Origin of the sequence: Paenibacillus sp. NRS-1760 (assembly GCF_050467785.1) — a bacterium.
Taxonomy (GTDB): Bacteria; Bacillota; Bacilli; order Paenibacillales; family Paenibacillaceae; genus Pristimantibacillus.
On the sequence record NZ_JBITPK010000014.1, the window covers coordinates 839547 to 862536 of the forward strand.

Below are 22990 nucleotides of genomic sequence, written 5' to 3' on the forward strand. Positions count from 1 at the left end.
AACGTATATGGAGGTCGTTGGATGAGCGTGATATCAGGCAAGGAACCCCCCGTTGCACATGCATCGCAAAGCTGGGATGCCAGCACTCGGTCACTGAATTACGATTATAACGGCAGTCGCTTACTGTCGATGAGCATTCCAGAGGGGATAAAGCCGTATTATCGGGAAGTATCGAACGGCAATATCCAAAGCAGCCCGTTGGCCCAGCAGCTCTATTTGGCATTGGATAAACCAGCTGCGGTCAAAGTCATCGTTTATTTGAGTAAAGAAGCGATAAACATGAGGCCGAATCGTGCTGTAAGAGGGCAAGCCATACTTGGACAGGTAGGCAAACCGCTGCTCTCTGGGGTTAATGGCTTGTACGATGTTCTACAGGATTTGTTGATCGATTGGCACGGAGCAGGATGGAAGTGGACAAAATCGCGATTAGAGCAGAACGAATATGGGAACTGTCAAGCTGAACTCGAAATAGAAGGGGGCTTACGGCCTTGGATCGTCAACTTACGAATGCACTATTATCGGATGCATCTTCATTACGAGTACCATAAGCCTTGGCAATGGCGTCCGCAAATGCAGCCGATTACCGGCTGGAGTTCATGGGAGGCATTCGCACAACAGGTAACCGGGGAAGATATTGAACGTACGGCTTCATTTTTGGAAACGCACTTCAAGCCTTATGGTCTGACTCACATGCAGATTGATGACGGGTTTCAGCGTGAGGCTATTCCGCCAGAGAGAGATGGCATCGTTGCTGACGCTTGGCTATCGACGAACGCACGCTTTCCTGACGGACACGATGGTATAATTTCCAGCATCGTGGGGCGAGATTTTCAGGCGGGTATATGGACGAGCGCGATGGTCACGAATCCTGAGTTCGTCGCTGCACATCGCGACCTTTTCGAGCGGGATATCAACGGCGATCCGCTATATGGACAATGGATTGAATACGTGATCAAGGCAGTGCCAGAAACGCTTGCAGAGCAGGTTGCGCCACTCTACAAGGGATTGAAGGAAATAGGCTATAGCTATTTCAAAACAGATCAAATTCGTCACTATCTATACGAAGGCTTGCACAAGGCTGTCCATGAAGGATGTATTACGAGCGAAGAGGCATCTCGCAGCTTGCGAGCTTATCTCCAATGTGCGCGAGAGCAGCTCGGGGAGGATGCATATTTCCTAGCATGCTGGGGCGTGTTAACAGAAGCGGTCGGAATCGTCGATGCTTGTAGAATTGCAGGGGATTCCAATGCGAGCTGGACAGCGATTTCCAAGCAAATGGTGGAGACAGCAAGGTGGTATCATACGCAGCGAATTTTGTTCTTGAACGATCCTGATTACGTTTGCGTGCGAACAGAGAAAGACTGGGGGCAAACGCTTCTTTCGCTCGTATCGCTAACAGGCGGCTTGATGATTATTAGCGATAATACAGACCTGTACGATAGCGAAAGAATTCGCTCCATTCAGCGCTGCATCCCTTCACTGCCGACGATGACAGGGGAAACCGGCCCATTGGATATGACTTTTCCATTGGACTTATCTTATCCGCAGCACAATGCTAGTCAGACGAGGGAAGAGTATGCGTATGCGATATTGGGTTTGAACGACGGAATGCGAGAATCGTATGTGACGGCATCGCTCTGGGCCATTCATTTCGACCTTCCATTTCGCCGCTGGTGCGTAGCTGGCCGATTCGCGATTGTTCCGCTAACTGAGGTTGAACTGGAGCTTGAAGCATTGGCATTGGATTCGAGTGACGCATATCATGCATTTGATTTCTGGAAGCAAAGCTATATGGGCAAGTTTTCTGTAGCGATCGCGTTAAATCCATTAGAGCTTGGGGCTTGCCAAATTGTCGGGTTAAGTAAAGCCGAAAACCGACCACAATTAATCGGTTCTTCCCGCCACGTTAGCATGGATGCGGTTAGCGTGCTCGACGAATGCTGGGACAATAACCTCTTGCGGCTCGAGCTGTGCGGGACGAGAGGCATGACAGAGCACTACTGGATAAAGGTGCCGGCTTCGTACACGCTTGAGGAGCATTCCGGGATCGGACTCGCGATTACGATCGACGACAGCGCTTGCGAAGAAGGCTGGTTGTTGACATTGTTCATTCGTTTCGAGGCAGAGCGTGGAAACGTTTTTCTTAGCTTCAAAACATGATGCGGATTAGACCATCGCTAGCTTGTTAAGGCAATAAATCGAAAAGAAGGTTTGGGTATGTTGTGGATCGCTGTATCGTTGGTTCTCGTGTCAGGCACAATGAATGCTCTATGGAATCTATTCACTAAGAAAAGTAAGCATAAGCAAGCCTATCTCTCCCTCATTGTCATTGCGGCGAACGTGCTGCTTATTCCCTTATTACTGATTCATTTGGTGAGCAGGAGCTATCCGCCGGAGGTATATGTTCTATTGTTGATGTCCATGACAGCACAAGCGACCTATGCATGGATGTTATCCAAAGTGTACGCGTTAGGTGATTTGTCGCAGGTTTATCCGATTCAGCGTGGTACGGGAGTGCTGCTTATACCTTTGATTAGCGTCATATTTATGGGCGAGCGATTATCTTTATGGGGATGGATTGGAGTCAGTATTATATTTATCGGCATATTGGGACTAAGTGAATGGAAGAGGGTCCCCTCAGCAGGTCAACCTTTCCAGATGAAGCCTATATTGACCGCTGTGGGAGTAGGATTATGTATTACTTCTTATGTGCTCATTGATAAAATGACTTTGCAATACGTATCTCCTTTGATTCTGATTTCGGTTTCCAACTTTGGTTTTATGCTAGGAAATAGTCGAACGATGCTGAACGTACAAGTGTTAACGGGCGAGTGGCGAAGAAACAAACGAATGATCCTGCTCGGATCAATCCTGATGCCGGGCTCATATTTCTTGTTCCTCGTTGCAATGGAATTAGCACCGGTGTCCCACCTGGCTCCGATTAGGGAAGTGGGTACGGTCATGGCTACTTTGCTGGGAATATGGATACTAAAAGAAAAAAGCGGGTTCAGAAGACTTGTGACAGCTTCCGCGATAACAGCCGGTATTATTGTAGTTGGAATGAGCGGATAACAAATAAAGGAGATGATTAACGTGAAGGAATTAACGAAGAGAGTAATTGTTATCGGTTTGGATGGCGCCGGAAATATGATCGATCAAGCACGTACTCCGAATATCGATCAAGCATTGGACGGCGGATTTATTACTTACGCTGCCCAAACAGTGATTCCGACCATTAGCGGGGAGTGTTGGGGATCTATGTTTCATGGGGTAAAGCCTGAGCTGCATGGCTTGACGAACGAAAGAGCCGAGAAGAGCAAGTATCCAGCCGATTCACCTTATCCTTCTTTTATGAGACTCGTCAAGGAAGCCGATCCGTCTGCTGTAATCGCCTCGTTCAGCGCATGGAAGCCGATTAATGACGGAATTATTGAAGAGGGGGTTGCGACGTATATTGCAAACGTCCATGCCGATAAGCATCTGGTTCGAGAAGTAGCCGACTTTGCCGAAAAGAATTCGGACTTCAAGGTCATGTTCATCCAATTCGACGGAATCGATGGGGCGGGACATAACTTCGGTTATGGGTCGCCGCTATACTTGGAAGTCATTGAAGAGACGGACGAATTGGTGGGCAACATTCTCGATCTTCTTCGGAATAAGGACTTGTTGGAGGAAAGCCTAATTATATTTCTCGCGGATCATGGCGGGGGCGGCGAGGATCCGTTGAATCACGGCAGCGAACATCCGAAGGACGTGACAATTTTCTGGGGCTGCGCAGGCCCGAACGTATCCACCCCTACCGAGGTGAGCCCCATTCGCATAGAAGATACTGCTGCTGTCGTCATTAAAGCGCTCGGTTTAGAGGCACCGAACACCTGGTCAGGCCAAGTTCCCGTGGGCTTGTTCAAGGAGGCAGTCGAGTGAACCGCCTTAATCAGGACATAGGAATTCCAGAGTATTTCCGTTCCGAGCTTTCGGTAGTGGCCCAAAAGGCAACAAAAGATCAGGGAGATGCGATCGTACGATTGCTCTTCTATACGGATCCGCATCATATGCCGGGAGGCAATCAACTACAAGCCGCCGCGGCCATCAGGCGATTGGCGCAATTGCTTCCACTTGATGCGATCGTGTGCGGCGGAGATTTCAGTGAGAACGGGCCGAAAGAGGAGGTCGTGCAATCGCAAAGAGAAATTCTTAACGCGCTTCGGGTACCGGAGTGTCCCATGTTACCGGTGAAAGGCAACCATGACGATAATTCCATACATGACTTCTTTCGAAAAACCGGAAGCGTAGAGCATGTGATCTTTCCGATTGAATCTTACGAGAATTGGCTTAAACCGTTGGAAGGCACGGTAACATTCGATAAAGGGAACGAATGCGGCCTCTATTACTACTTTGATATCCCGGACAAGAATACGAGGGTCGTCATTCTAAATTGCATCGATATTCCTTACGTTACCGCGGATAATGGGTTGCTTCGGCAGAACGGACAATGGGAATACTCCTTTTCTGAAAGACAGCTGGACTTTGTTCGGCGCAAAGTATTCGATTTCGGCGGCAAACCAAACAAGGACGACTGGAAGGCCGTGATCTTCTCTCACGTCCCTATTCTTCAAAGCGGTGTGACTGGAGCCGATCATGAAGTTGCGGGAGGCGAAGCGATGTGGAAAATCATTCGAGAGAACCGTCGACATGTCGTGGCTTGCTTTTTCGGTCACGTACACTATGACCAGGTCCAGATCAGGGACGACATTCCGATGATCTCTACACTGAATGCGGTTTCCTATAAGGACTTTGACGATTGCCCGGAGAAAATAAAAGGAACTCTCTCCGAAACGGTATTTGACATCGTCAGCATCAATTACTTGAAAGGCGAACTGACTGCAACGCGGTTCGGAGCAGGAGAAGATAGAGTCGTAAGCATCTAAAAACAATGAAGGAGATAAACGAATATATGGAGCGGGATACGTCTGAGAACAGAACAGACTCATTGTTGACGGGTGATCGATATCATGATTTGCCAGAGTATTATCATTCGCCTTTAAGCCAAGCGATCGATAGAGCAAAACAAGCGCAGGCAAATTGGACAGTCGACATCGTGTTCTACACCGACCCCCATCATACACCGGGAGGGAATCAGCTTTGGGCTGCGGCTGCGATCAAGCACGCCGCTAAATTGCTCTCATTGGACTGTATAGTGGTCGGCGGTGACATCGTTGAGAATGGGCTAAAGGATAATGTCGTATATGCTCAGTCGGAGTTCATGGATGCGATTAGGATGCCGGAATGCCCTGTCTTTCCGACTAGGGGAAACCATGACGACAACTCGATTCATGATTTTCACCAGAAATTAAAAGGGGCTAATCATGTGATCTTCCCGGTCGAGGTATATGCGGATATATACCAATGTCTGAACGGAACGGTTTCCTTCGATAAGGGAAACGAAAGCGGACTTTATTACTACTATGATATCCCGGAAAAAAAGACGAGGATCGCAATGTTGAACAGCATCGATATTCTCTACAAAATAAAAGCGGACGGGATGCTGCAGCAAAACGGGCAATGGGAATACGCCTTCTCGGACAGGCAGGTCGATTGGTTTGAACATAGGGTGTTCGATTTTACCGGTGTACCGGAAAGCGAAAACTGGAAAGTTGTCATTTTCTCGCATCTGCCTATTATTCAACGTGGGGTTAAAGGGTACGTCGACGGAGAGGTTGAGAACGGTGAGAAGATTTGGAAAATCATTAAAACAAACCGTAAACACGTCGTCGCTTGCTTGTTCGGACACGTTCATATCGATCAGGTGCTGTATCATGACGGTATTCCGATGATATCTACGCTTAACGCGGTCAGCTACAGAAATTATGACGAAAGCCCCGAAAGGACGGTCGGAACGGTGACTGAGACGGCGTTCGATCTCATCAGTATTGATTATGCAAAGGGCGAATTGCGCCTTACCCGGTTCGGAGCGGGAGTAGACAGGATCATAACCTTCGAAACATAAAGGCCCGGCAGTGCCGGAGCGAAGCAGCAGGGAGGCCTTTCAAAGCAACGGCCTCCTTACTAGTATCGTGTCCTGTTTATTTCTATTCCTGCTGTAACCTGACATGCTGCGTGGGCGTCGTCCCAGAGATTTTCTTGAAATGCCGGATGAACGTTCCGGCATTCGAGTATCCGACTTGTTCCGCGATATCCTTCATGGTCATATTCGGATGAGACTGGATAAGGCGAATTGCAGCTTGGATGCGAACAAGGTGCATGTAGTAGTTTAAGTTGTAGCCGGAGTGCTTCTTAAAGTATGTCGATAAATACACGTGAGTGATAGCCAGATGTTCGGCAATAAGCGTTAACGATAAATCCGGATTGGCATAATGCTTATCAATATATTGGTTGATCTGCTCCAGAAGAGGCGTAATCGGCAGGGCGGATCGCTTAGCCACGAGAAAATATCCCTCTTGGATCTGCCGGAATAAATACTGGAGATGGTACGTATGCGAAAATGCCGGCGGAACGTCCCACACCTCTTCGACGCTGATCTTCTTACTGTTCATGATGACAAGCAGCAGGTCGTGGAGGTAACGAAGCATGTTCCGGAACTGTTCAAATGTTAAATTTTTGAACGTCTTTTGTATCGTTTTATCGAAAAATTGCTGTAGCGTTTCCGTATTTCCTTTAAGGGTGTAGTTGACAAGTTCTTGCTCCTTATCGATGGACAAGTGGATGACCGCCGCTTGATCGCTGTTCCGATCTTGATATAGAATGACGCTCTTTAAATGGGTTAGATTGGGGACATGCTTGTCAATCGCGTCAGTCGATTCACGAAGTGCTTTGCCGATGTCCTCTAGCCGTGTATGAACGGAGCTGATACCGCAGAATACAAGCATGTTGTCTACCGGATCGGGACAGCTATCAAAGACGCGGGAAACCAGAGCTTCCAGTGCGTTCGTGTCGGAGCAGCTTGTGATAAATATAGATTTATCGCTATGGGCATGCAGTCGAATGTACGGTCGGGATTGACTTAACGCCGCTTCCAGTAATGGAGCATACAAGGTAACGGATTGGCCTTGGTTGCTTTCTTCAATGACGGTGAGTATGGCATAGGAATCATACTTCACGGACAGCATCCGGTTTATGTGGGGCTTCATCGTATAATTCTCGTCCGTTGACAGCCGAAGCAGCGCGTTATGCTCCAAGATGTCGGCTTGCTCCGTGATCTCCTGTTTCATGGAGACTGTGGCGGAATTTAGTTCCTTGAACGTATCTGAGAGAATCGCGAATTCATTTTTCGTAGCAGGGCCCGTCGTCCATTGATTGAATGTTCTCGCCATGAGCCTTAGCGGCCTGAACATGGACCAGTTGACGAACAGAAATCCCAAATTAACGGCGAAGAAAAGGGCAAACAAGACGAAGGTGTACCCGTTGGCCTTTTTAAGCTTTTCCTGCATCTGGCTTTCCGAGAACAAAACGGTGTAAGTGAACAATGGATCTGTTTGAGAAATAGGCGTATATTTATTTCCATTAATGATGAGCGGACCTTTTAGCTCAGGAAGCCGTTGCTCGGCGATTGCTGGATCAAGTGTCGCTGTACTTACAAAAAGTTGATTTTCCCTATCGCTTATCACGATAACGTTATCAAGCAACATTGTCTGATTGTTCAGATAAGCGAGCAGCTCCGCTTTGGCGATTTGTACGAATATATAGCCTTCCGGGAAAAGCCGGTATGAGAACACGATAGTATTGCGGAAATTATACAGATGCTCCAATTCGTTTTGCAGCAGACAACGGCAGGTTTCACCACCGTTTTTAACATCCAGATTCTTATAGAAGACGCTCAAACTACGCGTTCCGTCACTGCTGATCACCAAGTCCTGATTCGGGAAGTAAGTGGAGATCTGCGCCCGGAACGGAAGCTGCAGATTCGATTGCGTTATTTTGTTTTTGTATGCCATTAACGTGGGGTAATAAGAACGCGAATTTTTGGGATTGTTGGACAGGAGCTTCGTATCCAAGCTAACGCTGAAATTGTAAATCATGTTGCGAATCTCCAACCATTCACCAGACAAGTCCCCGGACAATTGCTTCAGGAAGCCTTCATTCGTTCGCACAACTTGTTCCTTGACGTTTGTTTTCAAATACGAGTAGTTGAACCCAAGCAGAGTGGTGAGCAGAATGATAAAAATCATGTTGACGATGAGCAGCTTAAACAGAACGCTGCTTCTGTGATATCGAGTGGAAACAGTTCGGAATAATCTGTTCAAGTTGGGAGCCCCCCTTTTTTCTTTCTATAAGGTAGATCGGTTTCTAATCTTTATTTTGTAACCGCTTGCATAAAACGGGTTGCGCTTTCCATCATTATAAGGGGATAATTCTTGGCTGTCATGCGCAGCTGAAATAATGAACAGCACATTAATAAATGACATTCCCATATTTCGTATGCAGGAGCGATTTTCGTTCTTTAACATACAATCGATTTTCGATCGAAATGAAATTATTCAAACGATATTAATAGTTGATAATTGCTTAAAAATCATCTTCTCCCGTATGCTGAGGTCACCAAGAACGATGTGGGCTTGGTGAGATGATCAGCTGCATTTCGAAAGGGCTTACATTTTAATGACATTATGTATATGTGTACTGGAGGGGTGAAATTTGCAGAATCAACAGCTTGCGCATAATCTGCAACTCAGAAAAAAACAAAGCTTTCTGCGAAAATGTTGGAAGCAGCGCTACTTGATCCTAATGGTGCTGCCTGGATTTCTGGTTATTCTAGTTTTTAAGTATTTACCCATGTATGGAATTACAATCGCTTTTAAAAGTTATGACGCATCGTTGGGCTTCTTAAGAAGTCCTTGGGTCGGCTTCGACCATTTTAAGGCGTTTTTTGATAGTCCGATGAGTTGGAGGATTACTAAAAACTCGCTATTGCTTGCTTTTTATTCTTTGATTTTCAGTTTTCCGGCTCCAATCCTATTTGCTTTATTATTGAATGAACTTCGCAACAAATTTTTTAAGCGGGCTGTGCAGACGATTACTTATTTCCCGCATTTTCTATCCGCGGTAATCGTTGTCGGCTTCGTTCATGAATTTACTTCAGTAGAGGGAATCGTCAATAAAATTCTGTTTTGGTTTGGGGCGGAACCAAGGACGCTGCTGTATATATCGGAAGCTTTCCGACCGATTTACATTAGTGCGGGTATATGGCAGGAATTGGGCTATGGAGCCATCATCTATTTGGCAGCGCTTACCGGTGTCGATCCGGCGCAACACGAAGCAGCGGTCATAGACGGCGCGAATCGTTGGCAGAGACTGAGATATGTCACATGGCCGGCAATTATCCCCGCGACAGCGGTCATGCTCATTCTGAAGCTAGGAAGTATTCTAAGCACGGATTTTCAAAAAGTGCTTCTCATGTACAATCCGAAAATTTACGAAACGGCGGACGTTATCGAAACTTACGTCTATCGGGTAGGCGTGCAAGGCGGACAGTTTGAATATGGCGCCGCGGTCGGTTTGATGCTCTCCGTGATCAGTCTTGTTTTAATTGTATTTGCGAATTACTTTTCCAAGAAAGTATCTGAAAACAGTTTATGGTAAGGAGGGGATACATTGAAAGTATATAATGAAGGGCTTGGGTCTAAAGCTTTCGATATTATTAATTACACGATTATGATCGTGCTATGTATTGTTATGCTTTATCCGCTATTAAATACGTTTGCTGTTTCGATTAGCGATCCCACCTTAGTTGCTCAGGGCAAGATTACTTGGTATCCGCGAGGATTTGACTTTAACAGCTACAAATTCATTTTACAGGATAAAAACATCTTGAATGCTTATATGAATACGATTGAGTTCTTAGTCATCGGCACTTTTCTTCAATTGCTGCTGACCTCCTTATTCGCCTACCCGTTAGCAATCAACGAATTCGTATTTCGTAAACCGTTGGTCTTATACGTGATCATAACGATGGTATTTAGTGGGGGACTTATTCCGCACTTCCTTCTTATCAGGGATTTGCATTTGTTCAATACGATATGGGCGATCGTACTGCCAGTTGCAATGAGCGCATTCAATATCATCATTTTCCGTACTTTCTTCCAAGATGTCCCCAAGGAGTTGCGGGAATCCGCTTACCTGGATGGAGCGAATGATCTCGGCATTCTGTTTCGCATATATATGCCATTATCCAAGCCGCTGCTGGCGACATTTGCGCTATTCGGTGCAGTCATGTTCTGGAACATGTGGTTTGAACCAATGATCTTTCTCAATGACGAAAGCAGCCATCCCATCCAGTTGCTCTTGCGCAGGATGGTAATCGAACTGAAGGATGATACGAGTTCAGGCGGGTTGCAACGATTCCTCGAGACGTACAATCTGAATACCAAAAACATTAGGATGGCGTCTATCATCGTCACGATATTACCGATTCTGTTCGTCTACCCGCTATTGCAGAAGCATTTTGTGTCCGGAATGATGATCGGTTCGGTGAAAGGCTAACAGCGGTTGATCTGAAATTAAACATAGATTAACAAATACTATTCATGGAGGGGTTATGCTTTGAAGAAAAAAATGGTTCTAGTGCTTAGTTTTCTGCTCGTTGCGACACTCGTGTTTGCTGGCTGCAGCAAAGGAGACAACAAACCGTCAGAGCAAACAAACGACAGCAATTCCGGTGAGACATCCAAGCCATCCGAACCGGCTGAGGAAACGATCAAGATTAACGCTTACATGTCCAGCTTCGGGGACGATCCGAAGGATACCGAGCTCTATAAGCTCTGGAAGGAAAAGATGGAAGCGCATATCGGCAAAAAGCTTGATATTAAATGGATCTATGTGAACAGTGACGACTATCCGGAGAAAATAAAATTGACGCTGGCCAGCGGTGATACACCGGACATTATGTCGGGTGTGAAGGATGCCGAAGTCATGTTCCAATTCGGCAACCAAGGGTCCCTCTTGGACATTGCGCCTTACCTGGACGAGTACGCTCCAAACTATAAAGCTTATTTGGAGTCTACAAAGTTCTCGGACAAGAGTATGTATACACCGGAAGGCAAAATGTTTTTCTTCGGGGATGGATTCCGGAACGATACGGGGTTAGCGGGTTCCGCATACCCAGCGTTATACCGGTTCGATGTTTTCCAGAAACATAATATCAAAGTTCCGGAAAACTGGGATGAATTCTACGATGCGGCCGTTAAGCTGAAAGAGCTGTATCCGGATTCCTATCCGGTCAATTCGCAGGAATGGCCAAAATTCATAGACGCGTTAGCTCTCTCGAACCATACGAAAAGCGATATTTACTGGAACGGCGAGAAATACGTATACGGACCGACTGAGGAGTCTTTCAAAGAAGGTTTAATGTATATTCGCAAATTGTACGACGAGAAGCTGCTCGATCCCGAGTTCCTGAGCCAGTCTCAAGATCAATTGAAGGCGAAAGTAACGACCGGCAAGTCCTTCATGCTTCCGTTGGCGTGGGCAGGTTGGTGGGAGCAATATTCCGTTCCGGACCAAGGCGTCTCATGGGGAGCAGCGGTCAATCCGAAAAACGAAAAGTACGGCGATCAGTGGGTGTTGGGGCCGGCCCTCTTGGGTCATACCATTTATGCCAACTACGGCGTCATGGTCTCCAAAAACACGAAATATCCGGAACTTATCGTCAAGATGCTCGATTATCAGTATTCGGATGAAATGATTGATTTGATGCATTGGGGCGTTGAAGGGAAAACCTACCAAGTGGTCGAAGGTAAAAAGGAATTCATCAACAAAAACGGAGACTGGCAAGAGAAAAAAGACTTAAATGGCGATGGTACAACGCGTCAAGGTTTCGTCTTCGCCCCGCAAAATTATTCTACTGACTATATCGCTTATAAAAAAGTGCAATTTTTCGCCAAGGGTCAGTTCGAGGAGATGCGTCCTCAAGAGGGAATGGGCAAATTCACAAGTTCGGAAACGGCCATTGCTCCGTATGAACAAGCACCGGTCGTTCGTCTGAGCAAAGATGACGAAGCGAAGAAAGCGCAAATCATGACCGCGGTACAAACGTATTTGGACGAAAATATTTATAAATTCCTGCTTGGCGAGAGAAATCTCTCCGAATGGGATGCATTTAAGAAGGAGCTTTCAGATATTGGCGATTATCAATCGATCGTGGATATGATGAACGCTCAAGTATCCAAGTAAAAAGAAATGCGAAGCCTGTCAGCGTCGATGTGTGGCGCTGTCAGGTTTCTTCATTACAGAAAGGAAGAGGCCAGGATGACTAACTCAATAGATATTGATGAAGCGTGGAGATCCATTCCGGGGGAATATTACGATTGGCAAGAAACGATGCAGCCGGAGAGCCCTTACAATTTCGATTATAGTCAGACGCTGACGATGAAGCTAGGCATGGCGATTCCGGACGGTAAAGGCGGGTCGAAGGTGTTTTGTACGTTTGAACAGGCGCTTCGATATATTGTGGACATCGATCGGCTTACCAGAGGCATTCCGAAAATCATTTACTTGGTCGGATGGCAGTATAATGGTCACGATGACAGATACCCTGCCTGGGATGAAGTGAATGTCCATTTGAAGAGGCCGCAGGATTCGACTGCGAAGGACAGCTATTTGTGGTTGGCGGAAGCAGCCAAACGTTATAACACAACAGTCAGCGTTCATGTCAATATGACGGACGCCTACGATAATAGCCCGCATTGGGATCTTTACATGGAGCATGATCTGATTTCGCGTAACGAAGATGGTTCTTTGCTGCAAATCGGTAACTATAATAATATGGCTGCCTATCAAATTTTTTATAAGAAGGAATGGGAGAGCGGGATAATCGTCCAGCGAATCGAGAAGTTGATCTCGCTGCTCGAGCTTGATAAGGCCGGCACGGTACACCTGGACGCTTATTTTCCGAGAGCGAATGTTTTCCGAGGCGTCTCCCAGGAGGAGGAGTCCTCCTACATGCGCCGGACGATCCGCTATTTCCGAAGTCGCGGGATTGATGTGACAAGCGAAAACTTCGCCCATCATCGCAACGATCCGTTCATCGGATTGCAACCGTGGTGCTGGTGGTTTGATCAGAACCAGGAGAAGCATTTTCTGGAGAGACCCGCCAAGCTGCTGAGCGGAGCTGCTATTCGAGATTACTCTAAACCGGGCATTCCTCGCAGACATGATCTGGAGTTCTTGTTCGGCGCGGGCGTGCATGGCGAGGATGTATTCTGGGATCAAGGCAACGAAGTTTCACGCGAGGATTGGCACGATATCTTCATGGAGCAGATCTGTACAAGAATGCTTCAATACCAGTATTTGAACTCGCTTGATCGCATTAAGATAGAGGGCGAGGGCGATAACAGGGTCGTTCATTATTCGGGAGGGCATTCCGTTCATCTAGCGGATCACTCCGTTCGTCGAGACAGCAAGCCGCTGCGCGTAGGAGACGACGTGCTGTTCCCTGCTTTATGGCAAGTGCAACCGGAATTAATCGCATTCAGCAAGAGTGGTTACTCGAAGAAGGCTTGGTCGCTTCCGCCTGATTGGAACGAAGTAGCTGCCGTTGATATCTACCGAATTACGGCTGAAGGATTATCGGAAGCGCAGCTTGGTCAACGAATTGTGGGAGGGTTGCTGGAGCTTTCTCTAGCGCCGGGAATGGCGATATCAATCATTCCATCGCAGCAATAAATAGAGAATGAGCGGACGAAGGAGACGAGGGGGCGCTCATTGCAGCTTCAACAATTGATTCGATGGCGTTCAAGCGCAGTTTGTCGTAGGAAATGGGTGTAGTGAAAAGTCGATCATACTGGGAGATGAAGCATGCGAGGTCAAGCATATGTGATAGGAAACGATCCGGCGCCCCGTCTGTTTCGGGTAACTGATTACGGAGCGATCCCGGATTCTTGCGAGGATGCGACTAGGTCCGTACAGGCTGCGATCGTTGCCGCTTCGGCCGAGGATGGGCCGACGGTAATCGAATTTCCACCGGGAAGATATGATTTGTATGCCAATAACGCTAGCAAAGAACCTTACTACGTCTCGAATACGGCTAGCGAAAAGGAGCATCCCCATCAGATCAAAACGATAGGCCTCTGGTTTAAAGGGGCAAAACGAATTCATGTGGAAGGGAATGGCTCGCGACTGCTGTTTCACGGGAAAATGACGCCGATCGTCATGGACGGCTGCGTCGACGTGGAAATAAGGAACCTGACGATCGATTTCGTCCGGCCGACTATATCTGAAATGCGAATCGTCGCGATCTTCGAAAACTATTGGGAGGTGGAGGTTCATCCGGATTCTTATTATTTGTTGATGGACGATAAGCTTTATTGGACTGATGAAGATTGGTCTTACCGCGGGGGCCCTGCCCAGGAATTTGACCCGGTGAGCAACCGGACCTGGAGAGTACCCAACCCGATCACGTTGGCCAGCCATGTCGAACAGATGGAGCTCGGTAAGCTTCGGCTTTGGTTTGTATCGGCAGCTCCGATCACGAAGGTTGGTCATGTGTTTCAAATGCGCGACGGCATTCGGGATCAGGTTGGTGCTCTGATCGTTGGCTGCCGGAATATTACTTGGCGTCATGTCTGGATGCAATATATGCATGGGCTTGGGATCGTCGGGCAATTCAGCGAAAACTTGACTTTGGAGGGCTTGCGATTGGCGCCGGATCCTTCCCATGGACGAACAGCGGCGGCGTTCGCCGATTTTGTTCATCTTTCCGGTATGAAAGGAAAAATATCGATCAACGATTGCTTATTCGAGGGTGCGCACGATGATGCCATCAATATTCACGGTACCCATCTAAAAATCATTGGCGCAGAGGACGAGAGACGCATTCGCGTGCGGTTTATGCATCCGCAAAGCTACGGATTCAGCGCCTTCCATTTGGGCGATGAGATTGATTTTATTTCGGCTAGCTCGTTAATACCTTATGCTACCCGTCATGTTGTCGACATCAAGCAGCGTAGTCTGCGTGAAGCCGAACTGACGCTGGATGCTCCGGTATCGAGAATGATCGGGGACGAGGATGTCATCGAGAATATCACATGGACACCCGAAGTATCCATAAGCGGAAATGTCTTCAAGAGAATACCGACTCGTGGAATTCTAGTGACAACGCGCCGTAAAGTGACCATCGAGAATAATCTGTTCGAGAAGCTGCATATGAGCGCGATTCTCATCGCCGACGATGCGGTAAGCTGGTATGAATCGGGGATGGTTCGCGATGTCCAGATAAGGGGAAATCGGTTTGTCGCTTGTGGTAACGGTAATCAGCCGGTCATTCTGATTCAACCGGAGAACACGGTTGTATCAGTGGATGCTCCCGTGCACAGCAACGTTGTGATTAGTAATAACCGCTTTGAATTGGACGCTTCCCCATTATTGGATGCGAAGAGCACAAACGATTTAATTGTTGCGGATAACCAGATCTCAAGGAACGGCGATATGGGCGGAGAATACGCTGATTCGCAAGAAATCATCCGCTTACGGGCATGCAGCGGAGTTGAAATTCGCGGGAATACAATGGCAGACAAGGCAGTCGCAATCGTAAAGACGATATCAATGAAGGCAGAGCACCTTGCGATCGATAAGGGGCAAGCAGCTATTATTCGGAGGGATCACGAGGATGAAATCTAAAGTGAAAATCGGCTTAATTGGGCTTAGTGGACGGGGAACGGGGCTTTTGGAAATCATATTGCTGAAAATGGAGGACGTGGAAGTCGTCGCTGTCTGTGACTTGCACGAGGATCGTCGCGAACAGGCAGCTAATATGATTGAAAAGGCAGGCTGCAGTCGACCTTTTGAAACTGGTGACTATAAGGAAGTTCTGAATAAAGAGGCAGTTGACGTCATCATGATCTGCACACCTTGGTCCACCCATATCCCTATCGCAATCGAAGCGATGGAGAAAGGGAAGTATGTCGCTTGCGAGGTCGGAGGAGCTTATTCCATGCAGGAATGCTGGAAGCTGGTAGAAGCTTATGAGCGAACGAGGGTTCCATGCATGATGCTGGAGAATTGCTGCTACGGCCGCGATGAGCTCATGGTATTAAATATGGTAAAGCGAGGTATTCTCGGAGAAATCGTCCATTGCTCAGGAGGTTATCTTCACGACCTGCGTTATGAAATCGCTAATGGCAAAGAAAACCGTCATTATCGACTGAACGAATATATTCATAGAAACTGCGATAATTATCCCACTCACGAGCTAGGCCCCATCGCCAGAATACTAGATATCAATAGAGGAAATCGTATGGTATCGCTTGTGTCTCTCGCCTCAAAGGCGGAAGGCATGCAGGAATACATCACAAGCAAGAGGAAGGATAGCGAGCTTGCTCGTACTCGGTTTAAGCAAGGCGATATCGTAACGACTATCATCCAGTGCGCTCGCGGAGAAACGATTACACTCACATTGGATACTACATTGCCTAGATATTATTCAAGAGGTTTTACGGTAAGGGGAACAAAAGGAATGTATATGGAGGAGAACCATTCTTTATTCATAGATGGACAGCATAACCAGTATGAATCGAATTGGAAGACGCAATGGGGGAACGTCGAGCACCTTCGCGAGCAATATGAACATCCGCTGTGGGAGAGCTATTTGCAGGAAGGAGTTAAAGGAGGCCATGACGGGATGGATTGGCTTGTCTTCCGGGATTTCATCGAGAGTTTCAGGAACAAGGCGCAAACGCCGATTGATGTATATGATATGGCTTCGTGGATGAGTATATCCTCATTAACCGAGGATTCGATTGCCATGGGCGGGCAGCCGGTAGCGATCCCAGACTTCACAAACGGGAAATGGATCGGCAAGTGACAAGTTCTCGATAGACTTTCGCTTTGATGACAATGCGTCGCTGGATGAAGATATTAACCGAAGAGGACAAAAGGTAGATTAGGAGGAACAACCGACGGCAGACATTCGAGCTGCCGTCGGTTTCGTGTGAAAGGGAATTTTTAGCTGGTAACAGTGAAGATAACCGTTTGCTTTGGTCCCTTGTTTCCTATCTTGTCTATCGCATACACTTCGATCTCGTAGGTTTGGATCGGCGCCTCATACGGAATTGGATAAGACCATGTGAACGATCCATCTTCTTCGCGTTTCATTGCATCGTAAATCCCGTAATCCGAAATTCTTACGATCGATTTGTCGATCTCGACGCTATCCCCGAGATTGCCGTACTCCACTTTCAGTTTTGCCCAATCTCCGCGTTTTCCTTCATTCGACGTAAAGATAGCTTTCAATTCGTACATTTCATGCATGAATATCAACTCCTATTTAATTTGCACTGACTAGTCAGTATTATCATATTCGGAACAATAGACATTGTCAAACGATTATATCTATCATTGCTTCGAATATTAAGAAATGAGAACGACCTAAAAATCTAACTATATCTCACCATATTGAATTGGAATCTAGAGAATCGGAGGATGAGCGTGACGCTTCTCTCGAACGTCGATCAGACAATCGATTTTAGAGTAAGGGGCGAAGAAGTGAGCAAGTTGAAGTTGCTTGCAGGTGAACGATGGAAGATGGACAACAAGCTATGAGACTATTCGGTTTCGAGAACCGTTCCGCTTGTTCAATCGTAAGATCGGACAGTTTTCTAAATATCTGACTACGAGATTAATATTTGAATAAGACAGTTCGACGGATTTGGACAATGATCTTAAAAAATGCCCGTTGTTCAGGTAGGATACCAAAATTATGATGGAAGTGAAAATTAATTCAAGCGCTCGAATCCAGTGCAACAGCTGGGATGGGTTGGAAAGACGCATACTCGGGGAGTGAAACAATGAAATACTTACTAGATGTTGGCAATCAACGAAAGCCAGTATTGATCGAAGGTCATCTAAAAATGGGAGGCACCAATCCGGCGGGAGAGGAAATCAACGTGAACAGCTTGCATCTCACCCGCGGAGGAAAGCCGTGGCTGCCGGTTATGGGGGAGTTTCATTTCTCCAGGTTTCCTCATGGACAGTGGGAGGAAGAGCTGCTTAAGATGAAAGCGGGCGGCATTCAGATCGTCGCTACTTATATATTCTGGATCTATCATGAAGAAACAGAGGGTCGCTTCGATTGGTCGGGAGACAAGGATCTTAGGAAATTCGTGCAGTTCTGTCATAAGAACGAATTGGAGGTCCTTGTTCGCATAGGCCCATGGGCGCATGGCGAATGCCGTAATGGAGGATTTCCGGATTGGATCTATGGAAGATGCGCGTTACGGACAAACGATGATGACTATTTGCGGTATGTTAGAAGGTTTTACGGGGAAATTGCCAAGCAGATCGAAGGGTTGTCCTTCCAAGAAGGCGGCTCGATCGTCGGCATGCAATTCGACAACGAATTGACGGATAACCCCGAGCATTTGCGAGCCTTAAAGAGTATCGCGCGAGGATTGGGCATGAAAGCTCCTTTATATACGGTTACAGGTTGGGGGGGCCCAGGTGGAGCACGGATTCCGAAGGACGAAATGCTGCCGTTATTCGGAGGTTATCCGGATCATCCTTGGGAACAGCATACAAACCAACTGCCTCCAGGACCGCATTATTTCTTCCATTCAGTACGGAACGATCCGAGCATCGGCAGCGATCTGTTCGGAGAGAAAGCCGTTGATATTAAAGATTTGGAAGACATCGAACGTTATCCCGATGGCTCTTGCGAGCTTGGGGGCGGCGTGCAAATTACCTATCATCGGCGTCCCATCATACAGGCGGACGACGTTGGCGCGATGGCGATGATTAAGATAGCTAACGGGTGCAATCTGCTGGGCTATTATATGTATCATGGAGGAACCCAGCCGCTCGGAGAACTTTCAACGATGCAAGAATCCAATCCCCAAGGCAATCAGTTGCCCGTACGGAGCTACGATTTCCAGGCGCCGCTCGGAGAGTTTGGCGGAATCAGGGATTCTTATAGAATACTAAAGCGGCTTCATTTATTTCTACACGATTTCGGAGAAAGGCTTGCGCCCATGGCTGTGGTTTTTCCGCAAGTTCGGCCTTCATCCTTGGAGGATAACGAGACGGTACGCGTCGTTGCGAGAGCACAAGTAGATAGCGGCTTCCTGTTCTTCAACAACTACCAGAGACTAACGGAGATGAAAGACAAGGATGGCGTACAGGTTGAATTGCGGTTACCCGGAGGTGAGCTGAACGTTCCTGCAAATGGATTTACGCTTAAGAAGGACGGTTACTTCTTCTGGCCATTCCATATGGATATGGACGGTGTACGTTTGAAATATGCGACCGCACAGCTGTTATGCATGCTTCGCGGAGATGGGGAGACGCTGTATGTATTCTTCGAGGTTTCTGGCGTGTGCCCCGAATTCTCCTTCGAATCGGATACCGTTTCCGATGTCGAATTGAAAGAGGGAACTTTGGTGCGGCAGGATGGTACGCTCGCCATTTCCGATCTGAAGCCGGGATCTGGCTGCGAATTCACTGTTCGCTCTGCTGCCAGTCATGTTGTTAAGGTGCTGACAATAACCGAAGAGCAGTCCCTGCATCTGTGGAAGGGCCGGGCATTTGGAGGTGAACGGTTAATTCTATGCGAAGGAAACGTCGTGTTTAAGGAGAAAGGGTTGTGCATTAGCGGTACTGAAGCCGACCGGATGGCATTTGATGTTTATCCTCCTGTTGAACATAGCATCACTTGTCAGGGCGTTTCGTTGAAGTCTTCACAAGACAAAGAGGGGATATTCCAGGCGTTCAAGCCGAACCTCCAAACTCGTGAAGTCGAATTGTCATGGAAGCGGACCCGCGATTCTTCGCTAAACGGAGACTTCTTCCAATATTTATTCGAAGATAAGGGGCAAGAAGGAACAGCACCTGAATGGGAGATTAGCATAGATGCTTCGGCATTCGGTGAAGCGAGCGAAATCACGTTGATCGTCGATTTCGTAGGAGATGTAGCACAAGCCTATATTGCCGGACAATGCGTCGCAGATCAGTTTTATAACGGCGTCCCTTGGAAAATAGGCTTAAAGAGATTTCGTGATCAATTGGCGAGCCATTCGATTGTTCTGAAAATTTCTCCTCTATTAAAGGAAAGAGACATCTACATGCCATCCAGACCACTGGAAGATCGCCAGCCAGAGATTTTGGCGCTTTCTGCGGAAGCGGAGTATGCGATTAGCATAGGCTAGGCCGATACGGCGAACCAAACGAATAGCCCAACTGAAGCAAATCCCCAATCCCCTAATAACTTAGGGGTTAGGGATTTTTATGTTTTATGTAAAGCACCTTAATATCGGATACCTAAGTGCTTATAAATGATCCGTATTCATTTAATGAAAACGTTTTATAATTAAGCCTATAGAAAGGAGGCAAACATGAAAACGAATTTAAATCCTGTTACATGAACCTCTCTGACCAGTCCTTTACCAGACATATTCAGCAGACGTTTCAGAAAGCAGATCACGTTTCAAATATTTGTGTGGCTAGGACATTTTTATAATGTTTTTAAACAATATGTTGGCGTAACCCCCGGCAGTTATCGGGAAACAACAAAGAGGAGTGAACGTGAATGAATATGTATTTTGACAAGCCGGCAGATGTATGGACAGAGGCGCTGCCTGTTGGGAATGGGCATCTAGGGGCGATGATTTTCGGCGGTGTGGAAAGAGAAAGATTACAACTAAATGAGGATACGCTCTGGTCAGGTCCCCCTATGGGAGATAATAATCCGAATTCATTAGCGGTGTTGCCCGAAGTTAGGAAGCTGCTGCAAGAAGAGCGATATGAAGAAGCAGACGAGTTAGCGAAGTCTATGTTGGGCCCCTATACACAATCCTACTTGCCGTTAGGAGATCTCATACTCGATTTTTATCATGGCGATCTAGCCACCGAATACAAACGAAGCCTTGATTTGGGGACTGCTATAGCCCGCGTTGAGTTTAAGGTGGGAGATAACCGAATCATTCGTGAGACGTTCTGTTCTTACCCAGATAAGATACTAGTAATGAGATTAACTGCCAGCAAAGATTCGTCGCTTAACTTCTCTGCTAGGATGCAGAGTCCGCTAAAATATCGAATGTCTGTGCGAGACGATAGTCTCGTCATGAATGGCCGCTGTCCGGATCATGTGGATCCAAGCTATTATTGTACAGATAACCCAATCGTATATAAAGAAGAAGTGGAAAGTGAGGCTATTCGCTTTGAGGCGGGGCTAACCGCAACAGCGGATGGTGGATTGATAGAGCTGGATGATAGCGGTCTGCATGTCAGTAAAGCCTCTTCGGTTATGCTTATATGGACTGCTGCATCTAGCTTTAATGGTTATGATAAGTCGCCTACTCATGAGGGGAAGAATCCGCCTGAGGAGGTTGCAAGACGATTATCGCTAGCGGCAGCACAGTCCTACGATGTGCTGAAGGATAAACATCTTGCCGACTACAAGCCTTTGTTTGATCGTGTCCAATTGCAATTAGATTCGGCTTCATCGGAACATGAATCAGAGATACCAAATAATAAACGGATTAGGATGCACGGGGCTGATGATCATGGACTCATAGAGCTATTGTTCCAATATGGACGATATTTGCTTATTGCCAGCTCTCGGAAAGGAAGTCAGCCGGCTAATCTTCAAGGGATATGGAACCGAGAAACGAGGGCGCCGTGGAGCAGCAATTGGACGCTGAATATTAATGCGCAAATGAATTATTGGCTTGCAGAGACCTGCGGATTGCCCGATTGTCACGACCCATTATTTGATTTGATTGACAGTTTGAAAATTAAAGGAAGTGAGACAGCCAAGGTGCATTATGGCATAAGAGGCTGGACAGCTCATCAAAATACTGATATTTGGGCACAAACAGCGCCTGTAGGCGACTATGGGCATGGCGATCCAGTCTGGGCACTATGGCCGATGGCGGGAGCATGGCTATGCAGTCATTTATGGGAGCATTATTTATTTGGTGGTAGTCTCCTATTTCTTAAAGAGCGTGCATATCCGATTATGAAGCAGGCGGCTCTGTTCATAAGTGATTATTTAACGGAGGATCATCAAGGCTCGTTAGTCACATCGCCTTCCACTTCTCCCGAGCATAAATTCAAAAATCCTGCGAATGGCAGCTTGGTTGGTGTGTCGACGGCAAGCGCTATGGATATAGAACTTATTTGGGAGCTGTTTACAAACTGCGTTGAAGCTGCAGAAGTGCTGCAGGTGGATGAGGAGTGGCAGAAGGAGCTGCTCAGCAAGAGAGATAAGTTAGCTCCGCTTCGAATCGGAAGAGGAGGCAGACTCCAAGAATGGTCTGTTGATTTCGATGAAGAGGATCCCCATCACCGCCATGTTTCTCATTTATATGGTGTTTATCCGGGCAGTCAATTTACGAAAGATCACGATAGTGACTTGTTCAAGGCAGCTCGTCGCTCTTTAGAAATTCGGGGTGATGAAGGAACAGGTTGGAGTCTCGCATGGAAAGTTGGACTATGGGCACGCTTTGGCGAAGGCAACCGTTCTCGTAAATTAATTAGTCATTTGCTGCGAATTGTTGATGAGAGGGACCCAGATAGAGGGCATACTGGAGGAGTTTACCCGAATCTTTTCGATGCTCACCCTCCATTTCAGATTGATGGAAACTTTGGGGTAACGGCTGGCATTGCTGAAATGCTGCTGCAGTCACATGCAGGGAAGCTGCAACTGCTGCCGGCTTTGCCGGATACTTGGCAGGCGGGAAGCATAACAGGCTTGCGTGCGCGCGGCGGATTCGAGATAGGGATCGAATGGGCAAGCGGTAGGCTTTCGCAGGCCAAGCTTGTTTCAAAGCTAGGACGCAATTGTACAATAGATGCTGAAGTAGAAATTGAAGCTATCAATAATGGAGTAGTTATAGCTAAGTCGGAGCAGCATATTAAGAAAATTTCTTTTCCTACAGTTGCAGGTGAACAGTATATAATTAGACCAATTTCTGCTTTGTGATATCAAGCTTAATGATCAGACAATTTCCGGACTTTTTATGTATAAGGATTTCGCAAGAAAATTGAT

Annotated in this window: 15 protein-coding genes; 13 read left to right on the forward strand and 2 right to left on the reverse strand. The window is 47.0% G+C overall.

Features of this window, described 5'->3' with window-relative positions:
• The first annotated feature begins 21 nt into the window (after positions 1–21).
• From ACIFSR_RS23060 to ACIFSR_RS23080, 5 genes are read left to right on the forward strand one after another with little or no spacing between them, the layout of a single operon-like run.
• Positions 22–2160: a hypothetical protein gene (locus ACIFSR_RS23060; protein ID WP_430060178.1), complete on the forward strand. Its 2139-nt coding sequence runs from the start codon at positions 22–24 to the stop codon at positions 2158–2160.
• 57 nt (positions 2161–2217) lie between these two features.
• Positions 2218–3072: an EamA family transporter gene (locus ACIFSR_RS23065; protein WP_430060180.1), complete on the forward strand. Its 855-nt coding sequence runs from the start codon at positions 2218–2220 to the stop codon at positions 3070–3072.
• A 21-nt stretch (positions 3073–3093) separates the two neighbouring features.
• On the forward strand, positions 3094–3924 hold the full coding sequence (locus ACIFSR_RS23070) for an alkaline phosphatase (RefSeq protein ID WP_339204302.1): 831 nt from the start codon (positions 3094–3096) through the stop codon (positions 3922–3924).
• Positions 3921–4928: a metallophosphoesterase family protein gene (locus ACIFSR_RS23075; protein WP_339204301.1), complete on the forward strand. Its 1008-nt coding sequence runs from the start codon at positions 3921–3923 to the stop codon at positions 4926–4928. Before ACIFSR_RS23070 ends, ACIFSR_RS23075 begins: the two co-directional genes overlap by 4 nt.
• Before the next feature lie 26 nt (positions 4929–4954).
• Entirely contained in the window at positions 4955–6007 is a 1053-nt protein-coding gene (locus tag ACIFSR_RS23080) for a metallophosphoesterase family protein (protein WP_430060182.1), read from the forward strand.
• A gap of 82 nt (positions 6008–6089) precedes the next feature.
• Here the strand turns inward: ACIFSR_RS23080 and ACIFSR_RS23085 are convergent, their stop codons facing one another.
• Positions 6090–8261, reverse strand: coding sequence for a helix-turn-helix domain-containing protein (locus ACIFSR_RS23085; RefSeq protein WP_430060184.1), 2172 nt, complete (start codon positions 8259–8261; stop codon positions 6090–6092).
• 391 nt (positions 8262–8652) lie between these two features.
• Between ACIFSR_RS23085 and ACIFSR_RS23090 the strand changes: the two genes are divergently transcribed.
• The 6 genes from ACIFSR_RS23090 (at position 8653) to ACIFSR_RS23115 (ending at position 16813) form a co-directional block, all read left to right on the forward strand.
• Entirely contained in the window at positions 8653–9597 is a 945-nt protein-coding gene (locus tag ACIFSR_RS23090; protein ID WP_339204297.1) for an ABC transporter permease, read from the forward strand.
• A 12-nt stretch (positions 9598–9609) separates the two neighbouring features.
• On the forward strand, positions 9610–10497 hold the full coding sequence (locus tag ACIFSR_RS23095; RefSeq protein WP_339204296.1) for a carbohydrate ABC transporter permease: 888 nt from the start codon (positions 9610–9612) through the stop codon (positions 10495–10497).
• A 60-nt stretch (positions 10498–10557) separates the two neighbouring features.
• Positions 10558–12186, forward strand: coding sequence for an extracellular solute-binding protein (locus ACIFSR_RS23100; protein WP_430060187.1), 1629 nt, complete (start codon positions 10558–10560; stop codon positions 12184–12186).
• A gap of 75 nt (positions 12187–12261) precedes the next feature.
• Positions 12262–13677, forward strand: coding sequence for an endo-alpha-N-acetylgalactosaminidase family protein (locus ACIFSR_RS23105; RefSeq protein ID WP_430060189.1), 1416 nt, complete (start codon positions 12262–12264; stop codon positions 13675–13677).
• A 132-nt stretch (positions 13678–13809) separates the two neighbouring features.
• Positions 13810–15630, forward strand: a complete 1821-nt coding sequence (locus ACIFSR_RS23110; protein WP_430060191.1) for an alpha-1,3-galactosidase-related protein — start codon at positions 13810–13812, stop codon at positions 15628–15630.
• Positions 15620–16813 (forward strand): Gfo/Idh/MocA family protein, encoded by a 1194-nt coding sequence (locus tag ACIFSR_RS23115; RefSeq protein ID WP_339204292.1) that lies wholly within the window; start codon positions 15620–15622, stop codon positions 16811–16813. The genes ACIFSR_RS23110 and ACIFSR_RS23115 overlap by 11 nt, the downstream gene beginning before the upstream one ends.
• A 140-nt stretch (positions 16814–16953) precedes the next feature.
• Here the strand turns inward: ACIFSR_RS23115 and ACIFSR_RS23120 are convergent, their stop codons facing one another.
• A complete protein-coding gene (locus ACIFSR_RS23120; RefSeq protein WP_430060193.1) occupies positions 16954–17259 on the reverse strand; it encodes a hypothetical protein in 306 nt (101 codons plus the stop codon).
• 536 nt (positions 17260–17795) lie between these two features.
• Between ACIFSR_RS23120 and ACIFSR_RS23125 the strand changes: the two genes are divergently transcribed.
• Together ACIFSR_RS23125 and ACIFSR_RS23130 are read left to right on the forward strand one after the other, a co-directional pair.
• Positions 17796–20147 (forward strand): beta-galactosidase, encoded by a 2352-nt coding sequence (locus ACIFSR_RS23125; RefSeq protein ID WP_430060195.1) that lies wholly within the window; start codon positions 17796–17798, stop codon positions 20145–20147.
• A 380-nt stretch (positions 20148–20527) separates the two neighbouring features.
• Positions 20528–22924: a glycoside hydrolase family 95 protein gene (locus ACIFSR_RS23130; protein ID WP_430060197.1), complete on the forward strand. Its 2397-nt coding sequence runs from the start codon at positions 20528–20530 to the stop codon at positions 22922–22924.
• The last annotated feature ends 66 nt before the right edge of the window (positions 22925–22990 follow it).

Excerpts from the sequence above, each read along its gene's own strand:
- ACIFSR_RS23110 (WP_430060191.1), top strand. The coding sequence starts at position 13,810 with ATGCGAGGTCAAGCATATGTGATAGGAAACGATCCGGCGCCCCGTCTG.
- ACIFSR_RS23125 (WP_430060195.1), top strand. The coding sequence starts at position 17,796 with ATGAAATACTTACTAGATGTTGGCAATCAACGAAAGCCAGTATTGATC.
- ACIFSR_RS23120 (WP_430060193.1), bottom strand. The coding sequence starts at position 17,259 with ATGCATGAAATGTACGAATTGAAAGCTATCTTTACGTCGAATGAAGGA.
- ACIFSR_RS23080 (WP_430060182.1), top strand. The coding sequence starts at position 4,955 with ATGGAGCGGGATACGTCTGAGAACAGAACAGACTCATTGTTGACGGGT.
- ACIFSR_RS23115 (WP_339204292.1), top strand. The coding sequence starts at position 15,620 with ATGAAATCTAAAGTGAAAATCGGCTTAATTGGGCTTAGTGGACGGGGA.
- ACIFSR_RS23065 (WP_430060180.1), top strand. The coding sequence starts at position 2,218 with ATGTTGTGGATCGCTGTATCGTTGGTTCTCGTGTCAGGCACAATGAAT.
- ACIFSR_RS23130 (WP_430060197.1), top strand. The coding sequence starts at position 20,528 with ATGAATATGTATTTTGACAAGCCGGCAGATGTATGGACAGAGGCGCTG.
- ACIFSR_RS23060 (WP_430060178.1), top strand. The coding sequence starts at position 22 with ATGAGCGTGATATCAGGCAAGGAACCCCCCGTTGCACATGCATCGCAA.
- ACIFSR_RS23105 (WP_430060189.1), top strand. The coding sequence starts at position 12,262 with ATGACTAACTCAATAGATATTGATGAAGCGTGGAGATCCATTCCGGGG.